At 40.4% G+C, this 22148-nt stretch carries 16 protein-coding genes and 1 tRNA gene; 12 read left to right on the top strand and 5 right to left on the bottom strand.

The annotated features are described in order from the left end of the window. Nucleotides 1-253: 253 nt before the first annotated feature. Both FTU02_RS15290 and FTU02_RS15285 read right to left on the bottom strand, forming a co-directional pair. A complete protein-coding gene (locus FTU02_RS15290; RefSeq protein ID WP_078189919.1) occupies nucleotides 254-694 on the bottom strand; it encodes a universal stress protein in 441 nt (146 codons plus the stop codon). Nucleotides 695-988: 294 nt separating this feature from the next. Further along, nucleotides 989-1405 (bottom strand): hypothetical protein, encoded by a 417-nt coding sequence (locus FTU02_RS15285; protein ID WP_218956200.1) that lies wholly within the window; start codon nucleotides 1403-1405, stop codon nucleotides 989-991. Between the two features lie 167 nt (nucleotides 1406-1572). On the opposite strand from FTU02_RS15285, the gene FTU02_RS15280 reads away from it, so the two are divergent. After that, nucleotides 1573-1649 (top strand) — tRNA-Met (locus FTU02_RS15280). Nucleotides 1650-1914: 265 nt separating this feature from the next. Here FTU02_RS15280 and FTU02_RS15275 read toward each other — a convergent pair. Both FTU02_RS15275 and FTU02_RS15270 read right to left on the bottom strand, forming a co-directional pair. Next, nucleotides 1915-3540 carry an NAD+ synthase gene (locus tag FTU02_RS15275; RefSeq protein WP_111884419.1) on the bottom strand — a complete coding sequence of 542 codons (1626 nt, stop codon included), beginning with the start codon at nucleotides 3538-3540 and terminating at the stop codon, nucleotides 1915-1917. A gap of 375 nt (nucleotides 3541-3915) precedes the next feature. Continuing rightward, nucleotides 3916-4431: a hypothetical protein gene (locus FTU02_RS15270; protein WP_180126703.1), complete on the bottom strand. Its 516-nt coding sequence runs from the start codon at nucleotides 4429-4431 to the stop codon at nucleotides 3916-3918. A gap of 162 nt (nucleotides 4432-4593) precedes the next feature. Here FTU02_RS15270 and FTU02_RS15265 point away from each other — a divergent pair, with 162 nt between their 5' ends. From FTU02_RS15265 to FTU02_RS15245, 5 genes are all read left to right on the top strand, one after another. Beyond that, a complete protein-coding gene (locus tag FTU02_RS15265; RefSeq protein WP_180157858.1) occupies nucleotides 4594-6096 on the top strand; it encodes an AAA family ATPase in 1503 nt (500 codons plus the stop codon). Continuing rightward, nucleotides 6084-7523 (top strand): VWA domain-containing protein, encoded by a 1440-nt coding sequence (locus FTU02_RS15260; RefSeq protein ID WP_180157856.1) that lies wholly within the window; start codon nucleotides 6084-6086, stop codon nucleotides 7521-7523. The genes FTU02_RS15265 and FTU02_RS15260 overlap by 13 nt, the downstream gene beginning before the upstream one ends. A gap of 237 nt (nucleotides 7524-7760) precedes the next feature. Beyond that, on the top strand, nucleotides 7761-8717 hold the full coding sequence (locus FTU02_RS15255) for a metal-dependent hydrolase (RefSeq protein WP_180157854.1): 957 nt from the start codon (nucleotides 7761-7763) through the stop codon (nucleotides 8715-8717). Between the two features lie 12 nt (nucleotides 8718-8729). Further along, nucleotides 8730-9596, top strand: a complete 867-nt coding sequence (locus FTU02_RS15250; protein ID WP_180157852.1) for an SDR family NAD(P)-dependent oxidoreductase — start codon at nucleotides 8730-8732, stop codon at nucleotides 9594-9596. Then, nucleotides 9593-11233, top strand: a complete 1641-nt coding sequence (locus FTU02_RS15245) for an NAD(P)/FAD-dependent oxidoreductase (RefSeq protein ID WP_180157850.1) — start codon at nucleotides 9593-9595, stop codon at nucleotides 11231-11233. The genes FTU02_RS15250 and FTU02_RS15245 overlap by 4 nt, the downstream gene beginning before the upstream one ends. A 334-nt stretch (nucleotides 11234-11567) precedes the next feature. On the opposite strand, the gene gltA is transcribed toward FTU02_RS15245, so the two are convergent. Continuing rightward, nucleotides 11568-12845, bottom strand: a complete 1278-nt coding sequence (gltA, locus tag FTU02_RS15240; protein WP_078189909.1) for a citrate synthase — start codon at nucleotides 12843-12845, stop codon at nucleotides 11568-11570. 1027 nt (nucleotides 12846-13872) lie between these two features. Between gltA and sdhC the strand changes: the two genes are divergently transcribed. The 6 genes from sdhC to odhB all read left to right on the top strand — a co-directional run bounded on the left by sdhC (nucleotide 13873) and on the right by odhB (nucleotide 22121). Continuing rightward, nucleotides 13873-14271, top strand: a complete 399-nt coding sequence (sdhC, locus tag FTU02_RS15235) for a succinate dehydrogenase, cytochrome b556 subunit (protein WP_078192993.1) — start codon at nucleotides 13873-13875, stop codon at nucleotides 14269-14271. Next, a complete protein-coding gene (gene sdhD, locus FTU02_RS15230) occupies nucleotides 14271-14636 on the top strand; it encodes a succinate dehydrogenase, hydrophobic membrane anchor protein (protein WP_078189907.1) in 366 nt (121 codons plus the stop codon). The genes sdhC and sdhD overlap by 1 nt, the downstream gene beginning before the upstream one ends. 12 nt (nucleotides 14637-14648) lie before the next feature. Further along, a complete protein-coding gene (gene sdhA / locus FTU02_RS15225; protein ID WP_078192991.1) occupies nucleotides 14649-16547 on the top strand; it encodes a succinate dehydrogenase flavoprotein subunit in 1899 nt (632 codons plus the stop codon). Between the two features lie 14 nt (nucleotides 16548-16561). After that, entirely contained in the window at nucleotides 16562-17269 is a 708-nt protein-coding gene (locus tag FTU02_RS15220; RefSeq protein ID WP_078189905.1) for a succinate dehydrogenase iron-sulfur subunit, read from the top strand. Nucleotides 17270-18064: 795 nt separating this feature from the next. Next, the gene (locus tag FTU02_RS15215; protein ID WP_180092566.1) at nucleotides 18065-20887 is read left to right on the top strand and encodes a 2-oxoglutarate dehydrogenase E1 component; all 2823 of its coding nucleotides are present in this window, start codon (nucleotides 18065-18067) and stop codon (nucleotides 20885-20887) included. 16 nt (nucleotides 20888-20903) lie between these two features. Next, nucleotides 20904-22121 carry a 2-oxoglutarate dehydrogenase complex dihydrolipoyllysine-residue succinyltransferase gene (gene odhB, locus FTU02_RS15210; protein WP_111884404.1) on the top strand — a complete coding sequence of 406 codons (1218 nt, stop codon included), beginning with the start codon at nucleotides 20904-20906 and terminating at the stop codon, nucleotides 22119-22121. The last annotated feature ends 27 nt before the right edge of the window (nucleotides 22122-22148 follow it).

Below are 22148 nucleotides of genomic sequence, written 5' to 3'. Positions count from 1 at the left end.
TGTGTTTCAGAAAGCTTCTTTGAATCGATATATTTCATCCGCAGATTATGCATGAATATTTAAAATTCTTCGGTACAAATAATCAGCAAGAGACTGTTCGTTTTTTGATTTATGAAAGAGGCTTAATATCAATGGTTACCCTAAAAAATCCTTGCCTTAAACATAGAATTATAATTTTATAATTGATGAAGTAGTCAATAAAAAGCCCTCTAGGATCAGAAGGCTTTTTATTTCACGCTATAAATCTAATGGCTTATTTGCGTACAACCAAAACAGGAATGTCTGAAGCACCCAGTACGCTTTGAGCTACGCTGCCCAAGAAGAATTTTTTGATCCCAGTACGGCCATGTGAACCAATGATAATCAAGTCCGCATGTGTTTCTTCTGCAGCTTTAACCAGTTCTGTATGCACCACTTGACCTTCAAGTAAGCGAGTTTCAACAGTGACACCTTCAGTTGAAAATTTCGCTTTTGCTTCTTCGAGTGTATTTAAAATCGATGCACGAGCACGTTCAATTAAATCATTGGTTTGCGCTGCTGAAATATACTCTGCAGCAATATATGGATCGAGCGTCAGTACTTGAACCACAGTAATTTTACTGCCAAAAGTTTTTGCAAACTCGACAGCTTTAGCCACCGCAGCATAAGAAGTTTCTGAACCGTCCACTGGAACTAAAATATTATTTAAAGCCATCTTATTTCTCCTTATCTGATCAATTGAATTTGGATGGAAAAACCTGAAAAAAAGCGCTATTTACATTGATCATAGTTTCATCATACGCTTTTTTATTTTGGAATAAAACCAAGTAAATTCATAAGGATATTGCGAAATTCGCAATAAAAATATTGCAAAAATATGGACTTGTTTTCAACACGCTTAGCGATAGCAAAAATGCTCAATAATGTAAGCAGCTATGTCTAGATTGTAAGACAATTTGGTGCAGAAAAAATTGAGCTTTGATAATTTCATTTAACAGCGGACATGGTTTTAATCACACTGTTTCTCTTGCTCTGTAAGGGTAATATGCAACGCTTGTTGCTCAAGCAAGCTTAATTTATGCAAAGTATCTTTAGGAAAGATCTGTTTTTGTAGGCGTTGAATCTGTCGTGCTGATAAATGCTGATTGGCACAATACATCGCAGCTTCATTGGCGCGCGCAACACTAACTAACTTCTCCTGATCAGTGAAGTCGAGTCGAATGATGGGTTGCTGTGCTCGGCTAAGTTGAGCCATGCTGCGCTTTTGTTGCATGCTCAATAAAGGCTGTTTATTAATCCAAGTCGCCACATCACGTCGCACACCATTATAGTCAACAAAAATTGGGGAGACGATTTGGCAGCCCGTCAGTGTCATAACGGTTAGGCTAAGGGTCAGACAGATTTTTTTTATCGAATTGAATTGCATGATAAAACTCTAATTTTTAATCAAAAAATATAGTAATTAGGGCTAAAAATAGCATGATTTGCTTAAATAGTAACATCTTGAACTTTGCTTGTTTAAACTCTGAACAATTGCAAACAAAAATGCTTGACGATAATGTATGAAATCTAGATAATGCCACCACAGTTTACGGCTATGTAGCTCAGTTGGTTAGAGCACCGCACTCATAATGCGGGGGTCACAAGTTCAAGTCTCGTCATAGCCACCATTTTTATAGACCAAGCTCTCAGCTTGGTCTCTTTTTTTGTGCCTAGAAAAAGTCAAATAGATTGAAATAATTACAGCACTAATAAAATGATCTATTTACGATGTTTATGTAGAAAAAAAGAGAACTCAAATCTTTGATGTTATGAATTGATGTCCTAACTTTTGAAATACACATCTCAATTACTTTTAATTTTTACTGCTGTGTTTTTTGCGCCTATAAAAAGCCCAGTTATAGAACTGGGCTTTTTTTAATTTGAATCGAATAATTAGATACCCGGTTTCCAACCATTCACGATTGGGTAGCGTCGTTCACGGCTAAATGCACGTGAGCTGATACGTGGACCAATCGCGCCTTGGCGACGTTTGTATTCGTTTAGATCAACCAAACGGATGACTTTTTTCACCACTTCAGCATCAAAACCTTTGGCAATGATGTCATCTTGGCTCATGTCTTCTTCGATATACGCATACAAGATGGCATCCAATACTTCATATTCAGGTAATGAGTCTTGGTCTTTCTGATCTGGACGAAGTTCCGCAGAAGGTGGACGAGTAATTACACGTTCAGGGATCACTGGTGTTTCTGAAATGCTGTTACGGTATTTTGCTAGTTCAAATACAATCGTTTTATAAACGTCTTTAAGAACTGCAAAGCCACCGACCATGTCACCGTACAATGTACAGTAACCAACAGATAATTCAGACTTGTTCCCTGTAGAAAGGACTAAATTGCCAAACTTGTTCGATAAGGCCATTAGCAACGTACCACGAGAACGCGCTTGTAGGTTTTCTTCAGTCGCATCAGTCGGTGCAGCGCCAAAGAAAGGGAATAAGGTTTGCATAAAGCCATTCACAATTGGATTGATTTCGGCAATTCCAAAAGTCACACCCATATTTTTGGCTTGTTCAGCAGCATCTTCAACACTGATTTGTGCAGTATAAGTATATGGCATCATGACCGCTTGAACTTTATCTGCACCAATCGCATCGGCAGCAATCGCTAAAGTTAATGCTGAGTCAATACCACCAGATAGACCTAAAATCACACCTGGGAAGCCTGAACGTTGTACGTAGTCACGTGTTGCGATCACAAGGCTTTGGTAGATTTCAGCCATGGTATTTAATACAGGCGTGATTGCACCTGTTTTAAAGGCTTTTTGTTCAGCATCGTATTCTGCGATATATAGATCTTCAACAAAACTCGGTGCTTGCAATGCAACTTCACCTGAATTGTTCATCACAAAGCTTGTGCCATCAAAGACAAGGTCATCTTGACCGCCCACTTGGTTACAGTAAACCAAATTGATGTTCAATTGTTTGGTCAATGCAGCCATGGTTTCAATGCGATGCTGTGGTTTACCAACTTCATAAGGTGAAGCATTTAAAACCAAAGCGGTTTCAACATTTAACTGAGCAAGCTGTTGAACAGTTGGTAATGCCCAAACATCTTCGCAAATCAACACACCAAACTTATGACCTAAATATTCAAAGACAAGGTGTTGATGACCCTCACTGAAATACCGTTTTTCATCAAAAACGCTATAGTTTGGAAGATTTTGTTTATTGTAAATCCCGAGAACTTGACCATTTTTCATGACAGCAGCAGAGTTATAGCGCTGACCATCTTCAGTTTGATTCACAAAACCAAAGACTAAAACGATGTCCTTAACGTTCGCCAATTGTTCAAAAGCTTGCTGTGTACGTTTATTTAAACTTGGACGTAATAATAAATCTTCAGCAGGATAACCAACTGTAGAAAGTTCAGGAAAAACAATAATATCTGCGTTCTGTTCTTTTGCAGCATTGGCTTGTTGAAGCATTTTTGCTGCGTTTGATTCTAGATTACCAATATGCGGAGAGAACTGAGCAAGTGCAATTTTAAAACTATTCATTCCAACTAAATCCTATTCCTATAGGTGAATACACTTAACACACTGATTTGTATTATTGTGATTATTCAGCGAGTGTATTTAGATACGAAAAATACTGCCGAAAGGCGAAAACAAAACACCATCATCGTATGATAATTCACTTGTTTTGATGCAAAGCAAAAAAATAAGGTGAACCTATTTTATCTGAATTTAAGCGAGATACTAGAGGTATTCATAGCTTTTAAAAGCCTAGCTGAGCTTATGTGCCATAAAGTAAATATTAATGCTGTTTTTTTGTACTTAAAATAGCGTCAATGGCCAAGCACTAGTGTGAAATAGAATGATCAGGCGATATTTAATTTTATCTATAAATATTCGTCAAAGAGCATTGACGCTTTACAGCTCAATTTGATGAACAAGTTCTGGATATAAAATAATATTTTTAATTCGCTTTAAATAGATGTCACGAGCAATGTCACCTTGTTGCTCAATGTTGTAGTCAAAAAATGCCTTGTGTGGTTTGAGGGTATAGCGGTAAGGATTATATTTTTTAAAACTGAAGAAATACGCCATCTGTAAAACAGCACCCCGCCCCAAAACATTGATCTGCTGCTGGTATTGATAAACATGGGCCATCTCATGAATAAACAGGGCGCGATATCCTAAGGACGCTTTGGCATAGTCCGCTTTAAACAGTAAATTTCGTGCATGGATATACCCCTGAGGCGCCATGACCACATGCGCCGATTGCCAAGGCAAAAAAGGGTGATTCATCACTTTCACTTGCTCATATTGAATCAAATCCCCAAATACACTCTGACACATGGATATTTCACCTGCCGTGAGGGATCGATATTTAAAACCTTCAAGTTTTAACAGTCGGATGAGTGTAGGAAAGAAGGGCAACATGATGAAAAGTTTCTAGAGTTCCAAAGGGATGTGTAGTTTTACTATAACCTGAAAATACAATATCACGCTGTTGCGCTGTATTTAAAAAGCGATATTTTTGCATCTCCTACAGCGAAAAATCGGTTAGGGCGTTACAATTTAGTTTTCGGTCAAACAGATAATCAGATGCAAGCACGGATCAATACTTTAATTTCTGAAATCAGCAAAAATATGTATGAACGTGAGCAGATTATTGCTTTGAGTTTGTTGGCTGGTGTTGCGGGTATGAATACCTTTTTATATGGTTTGCCTGGCACTGCAAAAAGTTTGATTTCACGTCGAATCGCTTCTGCTTTTGAAGTCCATGACTATTTTGAATATTTGATGAATCGTTTCAGTACGCCTGAAGAAATTTTTGGCCCAGTATCAATTAAAGCCTTAAAAGAAGATCAATATATTCGTAAAACAGAACATTATTTACCACGGGCAGATTTTGCTTTTTTAGATGAAATTTGGAAAGCCAGTCCAGCGATTTTAAATACTTTACTGACCTTGGTGAATGAGCGGAGTTTTAAAAATGGTGACATTGTCCAAAAAGTTCCATTGAATGTTTTGGTCAGTGCATCGAATGAAATTCCCGAACCGAATCAAGGTTTAGATGCCTTGTATGATCGTTTTATTTTGCGCTTAGAAGTGCCGCCGATTGCTGTTGCAGAAAACTTTCATGCACTATTACAGGCCAAGCCGAGTCAAGTCAGTGTTGAAGTCGATGCGACCTTAAAAATAACAAAAGCGGAGTTGCAAGATTGGCGGGAACAGATTTATCAGGTGGAATTACCCGAATCGATTTTAAATCTGTTTGATCAACTTAAAAATCGACTCAATCATAACTTTGAAGATCACGTGGTCTATGTCTCTGACCGTCGTTGGCAACGTGTGGCTTATCTAGTCAAAACCTGTGCATTTTTAAATGATCGTCCATCAGTGATTTTGAATGATCTATTAATTTTAAAACATTGCTTATGGAATCAGCCTGAAGACATCGCCTTTGTTTCACAGCAGATAGATGAAGTATTGGCTGAAAATGGCTTAAATTACGGTTTGCAATTCGAACAGCATGTGGCAGAGAAGGATGCACTTGAACAGCGGGTGCTCAATCATTTTTATTATACCGATGATGTGTATGAGAGTTATTTAATTCATGGCACTGACTACTTACGTGCAGTGACCAATCTAGATCGACACTATAAAGATAAAGTGTTGTATCTCGAACTGGATAAAATGGATACGAAAAAGGACTTCTTTGCCTTAGATGATACCGGTGAAGAAGTGCGTGGCATCGTATGTAATTTTAATGGTTCAAGAGTGTGTACGTTAAAAGGTGGCTATTACGGCTTAGAAGAAGTGGTGACGCCGTATATAAAACATACCAAAGGCAGTCCACGCAGCTCTCTTTCAGCACAAAGCCAATATGAGCTATTACACGAAGTTCAACAGATCAAAGCACATTTTCAAACAGAATTGGATCTGTTGACGGAACGCTTTAACAGCCAAAAGCATCAGTTTAATTCTGTCTTTGTCACTGAACAGGATATTCAACATTTATTTCAATCTATTGAGCAGCAATTGGCAAGATATCAATTGCAGTTGCAAGATTGTGAGCGCTTGGAACAGTTATGTCGCAATTAAAACCGACACGACAACAAACCCAATCGGCGCTCGATGAATTAAGTTCGCAGCTTTATGATGAATTAAAACAATCCAGCTTAAAACATTGGTTGAAAGATCATAAAGTTGCAAAAAAGCTCGATCAAAAAATTCAGGAATGGGCCTTTCAGGCAAAGTCGAGTTTAGATCAGCAGCATCCCTATGCAATGGCGCAGCAGCAATTGGAACATTGGCTTGCGATAAAGCATTGGGAACAGGGCGATTTTGTTCAATTCCACACTGAATATGCTGCCTTCATGCAAACCTTGGGGATTCCAGAATTCACTGAAATGTGGCAACAGAGCCAACAGTCGTTGCTGACCGAGCAACAGCGTCAATTACACATTGAGCTATTCAAAGGTAAATGGCAGCGCAAATTGACTGAAGCTATTGCGCATTGGGAGTTTGAGCAACTCCGTTTACAACGAGATGCCTTTTTAGATGAAATCAAAGATTTTCTTGCGACATTGTCGAAAATGGTCAAGCACCATGACAGTGTCGGGTTTGAAACTGGGATTTTTCTGGACTATTCCAAAGGGCAATTAACTGAGCATGATGTACAGAACTTTGAGCAATGGGCGAATTATCTCGAGCAAGATCGGGCGCTTAAACGTCTATGTCAAATGATTGGAAGCGCACAGCCGAATATGCCACGTAAGCGGATTTCTGCTCAGTTAGAACAAGAACCACAGCAGCTTATTCACACCCCGATGGCGCAAGAGGAAATTACTGGAATTAAATTAGCACAAGAACTCAGTATGGCTTTACCTAGCGAGTTGGCGCTATTAGCCGATCCAGACTTGCAGGTTTTATTTGATTTGAAATATTTAGAATCTAACCTGATGAGTTTTAATCGACAAGGTCAGCAACAGGGACGGGTGATCGAAAACCCACGCCATACACAGCGTCGAGTCGGACAAAAAGGCCCGATGATTGTCTGCTTAGATACCAGTGGCTCAATGAATGGACAACCTGAACTGATTTCCAAAGCGATTTGTCTATATTTATCGATTCGAGCGCTAAAAGAAAAGCGAGCGATGTATTTGGTAAATTTCTCGACCAATTTAACCGCGCTGAATTTACAGCGTAACAGCGCTTTGGATGATGTCATTCACTTTTTAGGGCAGTCATTTCATGGGGGAACAGATATTATCCCTGCGATGAATCATGCCGTGGACATGCTGAAACAACCGAATTTTGTACATGCTGATGTGGTGGTGATTTCAGACTTTATTATGGGTCAACTTACTGAAGAACTCATGCAAGAGATCACACATTTTAAGCAGCAGGGCAATGGATTTTACGCTGTGGCTATCGGTAATTTTAAACTGGATCATTTAGATGACAATCTGTTTGATCATCAATGGGTCTATCAATCTGCGACCGGTGAAGTGCAAAAAATCCAATAATCATCACTCACTCAAAATACGCCATGACCTTTAATGACAAGCTTTTGAGCCATACAACACCGATGTTTTAAAGATTGTCTGACAAAGAAAATATTTGAGCATTTTTGCAAATCTAGAGGTCGGTTTTGCTAATGGCCTAGTGATCTATCTCACTTAATTTGATCCTCAATCTATGTGTTTTTACTTTAATCGACATGAAGTCAATGAACGGTAAACACCCAAATTGAGAGCAAAACCATGAGCGCTTTTCAACTGATAAAAAAAACGTTAGCACGCGTATTTGCAGGCCCTGTCTTTGACCCAACAAAACAGTCTGCCGTTGTACCTATTCGTCATATGAAATTTGATTTCGAACCAGAAAAAATTGATCCAAAATTTTATATGAATGCAGAATTGGCCAGTGCCTATTTTGCATCTTTATCTATTTTCTTAACCCGTGGCGAAGATTTGGTGATTGATACTGCTCGATATCATCGCGACTTTATTCAAGATCCTGTATTAAGACAACGTGTCACGTCGTTGATTGGGCAAGAGGCCATTCATTCACGTATGCATGAAGAAATGAATGAAGCATATCGCGCAAGAAATCTGCCTGTGCAATTTTTTAGAAAGTTAGAACACTACGTCTTTGCCTATGGTTTTGAACGTATGCCACAGCCAATGAAGTTATCTTTAATGGCAGCAATTGAGCATTTCACCGCAGTGCTTGCGGAATACATGATGAATCATGAAGAAATCTTTTTTAATTCAATAGATGAAAAGCAGCGCGCTATTTGGATGTGGCATATGTTGGAAGAGTCTGAACACAAAGACATTGCCTATGATGTTTATCAAGAATTATCAGGTAATTATGCTTTACGTATTGCTGGCTTTTTCCCTGCATTAATTACCATTTTGGGTTTGATTTCGATAGGCGCTTCGATTGTACCGTTTTACAGAAAACCGTCGAACTTGATTAGCCTAAGCTACTGGAAAGATGTTCCGCGCAGTTTCCAACTGATTTTTGGGTTAAAAGATGGTGTTTATGGCAGCAGCCTCGGGCATATTTTTGACTATCTACGACCAAGTTTTCACCCGAATGATCATGACACTTCTGCATTTCTTGAATATTACAAAAAGCGTTTGCTGAACCCTGTTGATGGCGTGTTAACACCTTATTTTGTCAAAGAATTTACCCCAGCATTAAAACGATAAAAGGACACAACCATGGGTCTATTTGGAAAAAAGAATAAGCCAAGTGAAAACGCCTACGCGGTGGTTACTGGTGCAGGCAGTGGTATAGGAAGAAGCTTTGCTTTGGAGTTGGCACGTCGTGGTGGGACAGTGGTCTGTGCCGATATTCATCTAGAAGCAGCGCAAGAAACGGTGGATCAAATTCAATCCATGACCTCATCAAGTGCTTATGCGGTGAAGTGTGATGTAGGTAAGGCTGAAGAAGTTAAAGCACTGTCAGAGCAAGCTGAGCAGCTGATGGGACATGCTGTGACCTTAGTGATCAATAATGCAGGCGTCGGGCTGGGTGGTAAATTTGATGAACTGAGTTTAGACGACTGGCAGTGGTGCATGCATGTCAATTTGTGGGGTGTGGTGCATGGCTGCCATTATTTTGTACCCAAGCTGAAACAAAATAAGCAAGGCGGCGCGATTATTAATGTTGCTTCTGCTGCGGCATATACTGCTGCACCAGAAATGACAGCATATAACGTGACGAAGTCGAGTGTGTTGGCATTGTCTGAAACTTTATCGGCAGAGCTCAGATCGGCAAATATCCGTGTGAATGTGCTGTGCCCAACCTTAGTGCCAACCAATATTATGAAAAATGGACGCTTGCCCAATCGATATTCAGGCTTGGCTGATCAACTGCTGATGAATCATGCATTTACGACGAGCCACGATGTCGTCGATTTGACATTGAATAATTTAGATGCAGGGAAGTTGTATACCATTCCGCAACCTGATGCCAAATTATTTTGGTGGTTAAAGCGTCTATCCCCGCAAACCTATACCCGCTTATTGGGGGTGGGTTATCCCTTATTTAACAACTATATTAAAAAGTCGGGAGCAAAAGCATGAACATGCCGACACAATTACATGACGAAGATGTAAAAGCATTAGATCAAGAGAAAACTCAAACTAAAAAGGCAACAACGCAAACTAATGCACGTCGTCCTGTAACGTCTTCTGCCAAAGCAAAAAAAGCAGTACAAGATCAATCAGAGTCAGAGCCTAGCCTAGAAAAACCAAGCGTAGAAAATCAAGTGCGTGTCTACGATACCATTGTGATTGGTGCTGGGATATCCGGTTTAGCTGCTGCTCATCAAATGAATGAACGGGGTTATACCGATTATGTGGTTTTGGAAAAAGCCAATCGCGTGGGAGGTACATGGCGCGACAACACCTATCCAGGTTGTGGATGTGATGTTCCTTCGGCTTTATATTCTTTTTCATTTGCTCCGAGTCATAAATGGAGTCATTTATTTGCCAAGCAACCTGAGATTCTGAACTACTTAGAGGATGTGGCAGAGCAGCATGGGCTTTATCGTAACATTCAGTTCAACTGTGAATTGATTGCAGCGGAATGGAATGAGGAATTAAAGCAATGGCAATTGGAGACGAGCAAAGGTAAGTATGCGGCGAGAACGGTAATTTTTTCCACTGGGCCGATTACTGAACCTCAAATTCCAAAAATTAAAGGTATTGAAAGCTTTGAAGGTGAAATGTTCCATTCTGCGCGATGGAACCATGCCTATGACTTAAAAGATAAACGTATTGCGGTGATTGGTACGGGGGCATCTGCGATTCAGTTTATTCCTCAGATTCAACCTATTGCCAAAAATGTGGTGGTGTTTCAACGTACCGCACCATGGGTATTGCCAAAAGCAGATTTGCCACTGAATGACCGTGCGAAAGGCATCATTACCCGCTTTCCAACAGTACAAGAAACTTGGCGCAAAAGTGTGGCCGGTATATTAAATGGTATTAATTTAGGACTACGTAATCCTTCGCTTTTAGAGCCTGTGAATTATTTGGGTCGTCAGTTGTTAAAAACACAAATTCAAGATGCTGAATTACGTGAAAAAGTTACACCAAACTTTTCTATTGGTTGTAAGCGTCTTTTATTTGCCAATAACTATTATCCTGCTTTGCAGCAAGCCAATGTCGAACTTGTACCACATGGTTTAGTTGAAATAGAAGGTAATACTGTTATTGCTGCGAATGGTGAACGTCATGAAGTCGATGTCATTATTTGGGGTACAGGTTTTGAAGTTTCTCATCCGCCGATTGGGCAGCGTGTAAAAAATGCCAAAGGGGAGTTATTGTCAGAACTTTGGAAAAACAGTTCTCCTGAAGCGTTTTTGGGTACCAGTATCGCGCAAGTACCTAATGCCTTCTTGGTGCTTGGGCCAAATATTTTGGTTTATGACTCATTTATTGGGATTGCAGAAGCACAGGTTGGGTATATCGTTGATGCTTTGGTAAAAATGAAACAAGAGAAGATACAGCGGCTTGAAATTAAGCCAAATGTATTGGCCTATCACAATGCAAAAGTGCAGACACATCTACAGACTACAGTCTTTAATAGTGGCGGTTGTAAGAGTTATTACTTAGATGCCAATGGACGTAATTTTGCAGCTTGGCCGTGGTCACTGAAACAGTTAAAGCAGCGTCTAAAACAGGTGGACTTGACAGACTATGAGACGGTTGCTTAGAGAAGGTTGCTTAATAAAAGTTATTTAACTCAATAAGCCAAAATAAAGCATCATCAATATTAATACCTTTTGTTTACAGCCTAATTTCTACGTGGAATTAGGCTTTTTTTATGACGATATCTGATGAAGCAGTGTGCGATTGTCTAGAAAATGACGATTTAAAATACGTTCAGCAATATACACCATACTTTATAGCTTGTGAGACATCGTTTTATCTAATGATTGAGCAGGAAAATTCAGTCAGATGGGTCTGTTTTAAAGTGCAAAATAAATCTAGCCGCATAAAAAAACCGCCCCAAAGGGGCGGTTTTTAGATTCGCACAATTCTTTCGAATTAACGACCTTGGATATCGCGTTGAGTTTCGCCAGTGTAAAGCTGACGAGGACGACCGATTTTGTAAGGTGCGCTGTGCATTTCTAACCAGTGGCTGATCCAACCAACAGTACGTGCAAGAGCGAAGATAACAGTAAACATTTCTGTTGGGATACCAATCGCTTTAAGGATGATACCTGAGTAGAAGTCTACGTTAGGGTATAGGTTACGTTTGATGAAGTATTCGTCAGAAAGCGCAATACGTTCAAGTTCCATAGCCAAAGCAAGTTGTGGATCGTTGATACCAAGTGCAGTTAACACTTCGTCACAAGTCTCTTTCATTACTTTCGCACGTGGATCGAAGTTTTTGTAAACTCGGTGACCGAAGCCCATAAGTTTAACTTCTTTAGTTTTCACTTTTTCCATGAACGGAGCAACGTTTTCTACAGTGCCGATTTCGTCAAGCATCTTAAGAACAGCTTCGTTCGCGCCGCCGTGAGCAGGTCCCCATAGAGCCGCGATACCCGCAGCGATACATGCGTATGGGTTAGCGCCAGTAGAACCAGCAAGACGTACTGTAGAAGTAGACGCGTTTTGTTCGTGGTCAGCATGAAGCGTGAAGATACGGTCCATTGCTTTAGCAAGAATAGGGTCAACTTTGTAATCACGGTCTGCAGGAGTAGCAAACATCATGTACAAGAAGTTTTCTGCGTAGCTTAAGTCGTTACGTGGGTAAACGAATGGTTGGCCTACTGTGTATTTGTAAGTCCAAGCAGCTAAAGTAGGAACTTTAGCGATTAAGCGAATAGCAGTGATTTCGCGGTGGTCAATGTTTTCAACATCGAAACCGTTGTGATAGAACGCAGAAAGCGCACCAACAACACCACACATGATCGCCATAGGGTGAGCGTCACGACGGAAACCATTGAAGAAACGGCCAACTTGATCGTGAACCATAGTGTGGTTACGAACTTTAGCATCGAATTCTTGTTTTTGTTCAGCAGTAGGAAGCTCGCCGTTCAAAAGAAGGTAGCAAGTTTCTAAGTAGTCTGCTTTAGTAGCAAGCTGGTCGATTGGGTAGCCACGGTGTAGAAGAACACCTTTACCGCCGTCAATGAAAGTGATTTTAGATTCACAAGCAGCCGTTGAGACAAAACCAGGATCAAAAGTAAAGTGACCTGCGGCCAACACATCTTTAACGTCAATTACATCTGGGCCTAGAGTGCCACTGTAAATTGGTAAGTCAATTTCTTTGCCATCAAGCTGTAAAACGGCTTTTTTGCCAGTTGCTTCAGACATTCAATAGATCTCCTGTCCTGGTGAATGTTTTATCTGACTCAGTACTAATCTTTTAATGCGAGAATCAGACAGATCAAAAATTTGCTCTAAGATTAGAGGGAACTGAAATTTTGTCAATTATACTTATGGATATAAATTGAGGATCATTCCTTGAAATGAAACACAATTCATCCGCTTAAAAAATGAGTAAAATCACAGTGCCGACGCAGTATAATAAGTCAATTTGCAGGGGAGGTGCAGATTAAAAAAAGCCTTTTGCCTTAATTGTAAGCAATTTTTAATTCTTAAAAACTCTGAAACAAATATGAATTACAAGACCGCTATTTCATTAAATTATTATAATTTTCGTAACTTACACACATCTTTGGCTCTAAATTGCTTTTTTCTTATTCATAATTAAAACGACTTAATCGTACTTAAAAAAAAGTTCGTTTGGTTAAAAAATAGTTAATTAAACGCCTTTAAAAGATCAATAAATGAGCATTTTTGTCATTGGAAAGGTAAAAAATGGCGTTTTATTAAACAGATTTGCTGTTACTAAGATTTTTATGCACAGACTAAGTACTTATTTCGTTTCATGATCTTTGAGTTTTATTATTTGAGAAAATGATGCACATTTATTTTTATGATTATGGCTTGGCGAATGTGTTGGAAGATTTTAAAATGTAGTGGGAAAAGAAAGATTTAGATTTGTTCATCTTTAGTCTAAAAGTTTAAATCGCCATATACACACAAAAACAATAAGTGAGATTTACATTTAACTGATTAAAACCAACAACATAGTATGATTTTCTTAGATAAATAAGGTATTTGTTTTTAGAAAAGTTATTGTTAATGATTCTTATTTAAGGATATTTTGCAAAATTCCTAATTGTCTTCGTTTGTGTTTTGAAAGTTCACGTTTTATAATTCCCTGTCGTTTATAAGATCAGACAGCTGCAGAGTTTATTATATTGTAATGTCTGACTATGCTAGCTTTCCTACGAATTAATTCCAACAAACTCCGGATGGAGTTTTTACTTACAGGATGCCCGCTGTGAAAAGCAACAGACCTGTCAATTTGTCCATGGGTCAAGTTTTAGACGTAAACTTAAAATCCCCTGTGGCTATTGCATCAATTTTACACCGTCTATCAGGTGTTATCGTATTTTTACTCGTACCGGTCCTTCTTTGGATTTTAGACAAATCCTTATCTTCACCTGAAGGTTTTGCGCAAGTTCAAGCTGTGTTTGATAGCTTTATTGTGCGTTTTGTCGTATGGGTATTTGTAGCCGGCTTAATTTATCACCTTATTGGTGGTATCAAGCATCTATTTGCAGATCTTGGCGTTGCTGAAGAACTTCAAAGTGGTCGTATCGCAGCTACTATTTCATTGATCTTGTCTGCAATCGGTATTGTTGCAGCATTTGTATGGATTGTTCTCTAATGAAAAGTGCTACAGGTTTAACAGGATCAGGTTCGCGCGATTGGTTTATCCAACGTGTAAGTGCCGTTGTATTGGCTGTTTATACTATTGTTGTGCTGGGTTGGATCCTTTGCAATAGCGGATTCACTTTTGAGCAATGGTATGGCTTTATGATGACAACACCAATGAAGATTTTATCTTTATTGTCTGTCTTATCTCTTGTTGCGCATGCTTGGATTGGTATGTGGCAAGTATTCACTGACTATGTGACTACTCGTCAAATGGGTCCTTCAGCAAACGGTCTGCGTTTAGTGCTGACTTCTGCAGTAATTGTTGCAGTATTTGCATACGCGATCTGGGCGATCCAGATTTTTTGGGCAAATTGATAGGAAAATATCATGGGCGCTATAACCCCTAAAGAAGATTACACAAATATTCCACACCTAACTTTCGATGCAGTCATCGTTGGTGGTGGTGGTTCAGGTATGCGTGCTTCTTACCAACTTGCTCAAGCTGGTTTGAAAGTTGCTGTACTGACTAAAGTATTCCCAACTCGTTCACACACTGTTGCAGCGCAGGGTGGTATTGGTGCATCTCTTGGTAACATGCAAGAAGATAACTGGCACTACCACTTCTACGATACAGTTAAAGGTTCTGACTGGTTAGGTGACCAAGACGCAATTGAGTTTATGACTCGTGAAGCGCCTCAAGTTGTATATGAGCTTGAACACCTAGGTATGCCATTTGACCGTAACGCTGACGGCACAATTTACCAACGTCCGTTTGGTGGTCATGCTGCGAACTATGGTGAAAAACCAGTTCCACGTGCATGTGCTGCTGCCGACCGTACAGGTCACGCTCTTCTTCATACGCTTTATCAAAGCAACGTGAAAATGGGTACTCAATTCTTCGTTGAATGGATCGCACTTGATTTGATCCGTAATGAAGAGGGTGATGTGCTTGGTGTGACAGCAATTGACCAAGAAACAGGTAAAATTGCAGTATTCCAAGGTAAAGCAACATTGTTCGCTACTGGTGGTGCTGGTCGTGTTTACCGTGCATCTACTAACGCTTATATTAATACTGGTGACGGTCTTGGTATGGCAGCTCGTGCAGGTATTCCATTACAAGATATGGAATTCTGGCAATTCCACCCAACAGGTGTTGCGGGCGCGGGCGTATTGTTGACAGAAGGTTGTCGTGGTGAAGGTGCGATCCTTCGTAACGATGCTGGTGAGCCTTTCATGGAGCGTTATGCTCCGACACTGAAAGACTTGGCGCCTCGTGACTTTGTATCACGTTCTATGGACCAAGAAATTAAAGAAGGTCGTGGCTGTGGTCCTAAGAAAGACTACATCTTGCTTGATATGACGCATCTTGGTGCTGAAACAATCATGAAACGTCTTCCATCTGTATTTGAGATTGGTAAGAAATTCGCGAACGTTGACATCACTAAAGAGCCAATTCCTGTAGTACCTACAATCCATTACCAAATGGGTGGTATTCCTACAAATATTCATGGTCAAGTGGTTGTTCCTGTATCTCGTGAAACTGAAGCTTTGGTTGCGAACTACAATAAAGAAACTGGTGTGTACTCACACAATGCGGGTGACCGTGATTTCACTAAACCAGTGAAAGGTTTCTATGCAATTGGTGAATGTTCATGTGTATCTGTACACGGTGCTAACCGTCTAGGTACAAACTCATTGCTTGACTTGGTTGTATTTGGTAAAGCTGCTGGTGAACATATTGTTGACTATGTAACTAAACACCACGGTGATGAATATGCACCGCTTCCTACAACTGTTCTTGAAAAAACTTTGAATCGTGTTCGTCATCTTGATGAATCAACTTCTGGTGAAAATGCTCAAGAAGTTGCAGATGCAATCCGTGACATCGTTCAAGATCACGCTGGTGTATTCCGTACATCTGCACTTCTTGAAGAGGGTGTGAAACAGATTCTTGCGCTCGAACCACGTGTACGTAACATTCACTTGAAAGACAAATCTAAAGTATTTAACACAGCGCGTGTTGAAGCTCTAGAAGTTGAAAACCTGTATGAAGTTGCGAAAGCGACACTGATTTCTGCGGCTGCACGTAAAGAATGTCGTGGTGCGCATACAGTGGTAGATTTTGAATTACCACCTGATCATGCTGACTACCCATACGGTCGTCGTGATGATGAGTGGATGAAACACACTTTATGGTTCTCTGTAGATAACCGTCTTGAGTACAAACCAGTACGTTACAAGCCTTTATCTGTAGATGCTATTCCGCCTAAACCACGTACATTCTAATTGGGAGAAGTAAGATGAGTAGAGGTACTCGTACATTTAATATCTACCGCTACGATCCTGATAAGGATGCAGCTCCGTACATGCAAACTTTTAAACTAGAGTTGACTGATAAGCATCGTATGTTGCTTGATGCACTTCTAGCATTAAAAGTTCAAGACGAATCATTAACATTCCGTCGTTCATGTCGTGAAGGTATTTGTGGTTCTGATGGTGTAAACATTAATGGTAAAAATGGTTTGGCGTGTCTTTGGAACCTAAACGACTTACCAGAAGTGATCACAATTCGTCCACTTCCAGGTCTTCCAGTAATTAAAGATTTGGTTGTAGATATGAATCAGTTCTACGATCAGTACAATAAAATCCATCCGTTCCTAATCAACAATCAGCCTGCGCCTCCTAAAGAGCGTTTGCAGTCTCCTGAAGAGCGTGAACATTTAGATGGTTTGTACGAATGTATTCTTTGTGCATGTTGTTCAACTTCATGTCCATCATTCTGGTGGAACCCAGACAAGTTCTTGGGTCCTTCAGCATTGTTGAACGCATATCGCTTCATCATTGACTCTCGTGATACAGCAACTCAAGAGCGTTTGGCTCGTCTTGACGACCCATTCTCATTGTTCCGTTGTAAAGGTATCATGAACTGTGTATCTGTATGTCCTAAGGGTCTTAACCCAACTAAAGCAATCGGTCACATCCGTAATATGCTTTTAGATCTTGGTTAATAGATTTAGCAGTAAAAAGAAGCGCACCATTGGGTGCGCTTTTTTTGTCATATATAAAAATGATGATAGTGAAAGTTATTCGCTGTCATTGCAGAGTGCTATAAATGGATTTCATAGAAACGTAGTGAATTAAAAGTATAAAGTGATAGATAAATGGTTATTTATTGATGAAACGCTCGTTCAAGTCTGTCAAAAGGATTAGAAGATGTTATTATGTAACGTAGTAAAAAGAGAGAGGATAGGAATGTCAGCTCTCTTTTGTTTTTGTATATGAGATGAGGTAAAAATCGAACGTAGACTTTTGTCTTAATTGAAAGATCATTTTATATGTAGCACCATATCATAGATGAAAATACGAACAGTGTATTTCGCTAATTTATGAGAGGTATGTGTCAAAAAAATCAATTGAAAATGCTTGAACGTGTTAGCATTTAAAGTATCACTATATGTAAAAAATGACTTTGAATTAGGTACATTTTTTCTACAATTTAAGCGCTGTAGACGGTATATAAATGTTAATAAAGTCGCTTTAGAAAAGATAATTGCGCAAATTTTATTTTTTCTAAGACGATTTGCAAAAATTGCCCGATTTATGTCGGGTATTTCTCAATGAGTAATGATGCCGCTGAGGGCGTTATTGTTCATTAATCACATTGGGTAATCCTAATGTAGTGATAACGCCTCAAGGCTTAAGCCTAATGGGGACTAATGTCATATTACCAATTTGACATTACTAATCATGGGTTCGCTTAAAAAGCATCCTGAAATGTTTTGCAATAGGAAATGGGTCCACAAATGCAAGAAGTTGCTGACGCACTGCGTCTTGACACTGAACTTAGCGCTGACAGTGCAGCGTATATTGAAGAACTTTATGAGCAGTATCTAACGGCTCCAGACTCAGTAGAGGCTGATTGGCGTGAATACTTCGATAAATTCCCGAAAGGTGATCAACCACACAGCAATGTACGTGAGCAATTCCTATTATTAGGCCGTAATTCAAGCCGTGTTCAGCCAGTAGTGCAAAGTGCAGTAAGTTCTGAGCATGAACGCCGTCAAATCGGTGTATTACAGTTGATCGCTGCATACCGTAACCGTGGTCATCAAAACGCAAAATTAGATCCACTTGGTCTTGCAAAACGTGAAATCGTGCCTGATCTAGATCTTGCTGCGCACGGTCTAACTCAGTCTGACTTAGATACTGTGTTTAATACAGGTAACCTTGCAATCGGTAAGTCTGAAGCAACACTTGGTGAAATGGTTCAAGCAATGGAAGCAACTTATACTGCTTCGATTGGTGTTGAATACATGCACATTGTTGATACAAAAGAAAAACGTTGGATTCAACAACGCCTTGAAGGTACTCGTGGTCAATTTGGCTACACTGCAGACCAGAAAAAACACATCCTTGAACGTCTAACTGCAGCTGAAGGCCTAGAAAAATACCTTGGTAACAAATTCGTTGGTGCGAAACGTTTCGGTGTTGAAGGTGGTGAATCTTTCATTCCTATGGTGAATGAGCTTATTCAACGCGCAGGTTCAGTAGGCTGTAAAGAAGTGGTTATCGGTATGCCTCACCGTGGCCGTTTAAACCTTCTTGTAAACATCATGGGTAAAAACCCAGCTGATCTATTTGGTGAGTTTGAAGGTAAATCTCTGCATAAAAAAGGCTCTGGTGACGTTAAATACCACCAAGGTTTCTCTTCAAACGTAATGACTCCGGGTGGCGAAGTTCATTTGGCATTAGCGTTTAACCCATCACACTTAGAAATCGTTGGACCTGTAGTAGAAGGTTCTGTACGCGCACGTCAAGTACGTCGTAAAGATATCGGTGGTGATGATGTATTACCAATCATCGTTCACGGTGATGCTGCATTTGCAGGTCAAGGTGTAAACCAAGAAACCTTCCAAATGTCACAAACTCGCGGTTATACTGTGGGTGGTACAGTTCATATCGTTGTAAACAACCAAGTTGGTTTCACAACGTCTGACCCACGTGATGCGCGTTCTACAGAATACTGTACTGACATCGCGAAAATGATCCAAGCACCGATCTTCCATGTGAACGGTGATGATCCTGAATCTGTATTATTTGTTTCTCAATTGGCACACGATTTCCGTCATACATTCCGTAAAGACGTTGTAATCGATATGTTCTGCTACCGTCGTCGTGGTCATAACGAAGCCGACGAGCCAGCTGCAACTCAGCCAATGATGTATCAAATCATCAATAAAAAAGCGACTACACGTACGCTTTATGCTGACAAGCTTGTACAAGAAGGTGTTATTGATCGCGCTTCTGCTGATGCAATGGTTGAACAGTATCGTTCTGACCTTGAAGCAGGTAAACACGTTGCAAATGCGTTGGTACTTGAGCCAAATACAAAAATGTTTGTGGACTGGAAACCTTACCTAGGCCACGAATACACAGACAAATGGGATACCACTTTCCCAATCGAACGTCTAAAAGAGCTTGGTGCGAAAATGCGCGAGCTTCCAGAAGGCTTCGTGATGCAACGTCAGGTTGCTAAAGTGATTGATGACCGTCTGAAAATGCAGACTGGTGAAATGCCATTGAACTGGGGTGCTGCTGAAACATTAGCTTACGCGTCTCTTCTAGATGAAGGTTTCCTTGTTCGTTTAACAGGTGAAGACGTAGGTCGTGGTACATTCTCACACCGTCATGCAAAACTTCATAACCAAGTAGATGGTTCAACTTACATTCCATTATGTAACTTGAAAGAAAACCAACCACGTACAGCTATTTATGACTCATTATTGTCAGAAATGGCGGTTCTTGCATTCGAATACGGTTATGCAACGACTCTTCCGAAGAGCCTTGTCATTTGGGAAGCGCAATTTGGTGACTTCGCAAACTGTGCACAGGTTGTAATCGATCAGTTCATCGCGTCTGGCGAAACTAAGTGGGAACGTGTATGCGGTCTGACTATGCTTCTTCCACACGGCTTTGAAGGTCAAGGTCCTGAGCATTCATCAGCTCGTTTAGAGCGTTTCTTACAGCTATGTGCTGAAGAAAACATGCAAGTGATCACACCGACTACACCAGCGCAGATTTACCATGCGATGCGTCGTCAAGCACTTCGTCCAATCCGTAAACCAATGATCGTGACTTCACCGAAGTCTCTTCTTCGTCACAAACTTGCAACGTCTACTTTAGAAGAACTTGCAAATGGTTCATTCCAAACTGTGATCGATGAAATTGACAATATCAACAAGTCAGACGTAACTCGTCTAGTGCTTTGTGGTGGTAAGGTTTACTACGACTTACTTGAAAAACGTCGTGAAAAAGAATTGAACAACACAGCAATCGTTCGTATTGAACAATTGTATCCGTATCCAGAAGCACGTCTTGCTGAAGTTCTGGCACAATATCCAAACATTAAAGAATTGGTTTGGGCTCAAGAAGAACCGAAGAACCAAGGTGCATGGTTATTCATCGCTCCGCGTCTTTATGACGACGTGATGAAAGCGGGCAAACAAGTTCGTATTAGTTATGCAGGTCGTGAAGCTTCTGCTGCACCGGCTTGTGGTTCACCATATTTGCACGCAAAACAACAAGCTCAGCTCGTAAATGATGCTTTAGCTATCGTAGCTGAATAACAGGAGATTCTTAATAATGGCAACCGAAATTAAAGCACCGGTATTCCCAGAGTCAGTTGCTGACGGTACAGTTGCAACTTGGCACAAACAACCAGGTGAAGCAGTATCACGTGACGAAGTGATTTGTGATATTGAAACAGATAAAGTTGTTTTAGAAGTTGTAGCTCCTGCTGACGGTACGATTTCTGCAATCGTTAAAAACGAAGGCGATACAGTTCTTTCTGCTGAGGTGATTGCGACTTTTGAAGAAGGTGCTGCTTCTGGCGCTGCTCAAACTCAAGCTGTTCAATCAGAAGAGAAAGTAGAACAAGCTGCTGCGCAAACTCAAGCGGGCGCCGCTCCTGTTGTTGAACGTGCTCAACCTGTTGCTGATCAAGCTCCTGCAGTGCGTAAAGCATTGACTGAGTCTGGCATTGCTGCTGCTGACGTTGCTGGCACTGGCCGTGGCGGTCGCATCACTAAAGAAGATGTTGCAAACCATCAAGCTAAACCAGCTGCTCCTGCTGCTGCGCCATTAAGCGTTGCTGTTGGTGAACGTATCGAAAAACGTGTTCCTATGACTCGTCTTCGTAAGCGTGTTGCTGAACGTCTACTTGCTGCAACTCAAGAAACTGCAATGTTGACTACGTTCAACGAAGTAAACATGAAACCAATCATGGAAATGCGTGCGCAATACAAAGATGCTTTTGAAAAGCGTCATGGGGCACGTCTTGGCTTCATGTCATTCTTCGTTAAAGCAGCAACTGAAGCACTTAAACGCTACCCAGCTGTAAACGCTTCGATTGATGGCAATGACATCGTTTACCACGGTTTCTACGACATCGGTGTTGCTGTATCAAGCGACCGTGGTCTAGTAGTTCCAGTTCTTCGTGATACTGACCGCATGAACTATGCTGAAGTTGAAAATGGTATCCGTGCATACGCTGGTAAAGCGCGTGATGGTAAATTGGGTATTGAAGATATGACTGGCGGTACATTCACTATTACTAATGGTGGTACTTTCGGTTCTTTGCTTTCTACACCTATCTTAAATACGCCACAAACTGCGATTTTGGGTATGCATAAAATCCAAGAACGTCCTATGGCTGTAAATGGTCAAGTTGAAATCTTGCCAATGATGTACTTAGCGCTTTCTTATGACCACCGTCTAATCGATGGTAAAGAAGCAGTAGGCTTCCTTGTAACAATCAAAGAATTGTTAGAAGAACCAGCTAAGCTAATCCTTGATCTTTAATACTTCAGAATAATGCAATGGGCTTAG

It is taken from the genome of Acinetobacter sp. YH12045, assembly GCF_013419925.1.
GTDB classification, from domain to species: Bacteria; Pseudomonadota; Gammaproteobacteria; order Pseudomonadales; family Moraxellaceae; genus Acinetobacter; species Acinetobacter amyesii.
The sequence above is the reverse complement of the archived record's forward strand: the minus strand, read 5'-3'. Positions and strand labels throughout refer to the sequence as shown.